General features: G+C 44.5%; 1 protein-coding gene. It reads left to right on the top strand.

All coding sequences use genetic code 11. From position 1 onward, the window contains the following. On the top strand, positions 1-256 hold a 256-nt coding region (locus ACFIO5_RS13140), incomplete at both ends, for a glutamine amidotransferase-related protein (RefSeq protein ID WP_375705648.1).

A 256-nucleotide genomic window follows, 5' to 3' on the forward strand; every position in this document is an offset into this window, starting at 1 on the left:
TTTTGAAATTGGTGTTCCAGTACTTGGTATTTGTTATGGTGAACAAGTCATGTGTGTTCAACTTGGGGGAAAGGTTGAAGCTGGATATGAGCGTGAATTTGGGCGCGCTTTTTTAGAGGTGCAAGAAGAGAGTGCACTTTTTGATGGTGTGTGGGAAAAAGGCTCGTCTTATCAAGTATGGATGAGTCATGGTGACCGTGTGACGGTTTTACCAGAAGGTTTTCGTGTAATAGGCACCTCAAAGGGCGCTCCCTAT

This window comes from Bartonella sp. AA86SXKL (genome assembly GCF_042196885.1).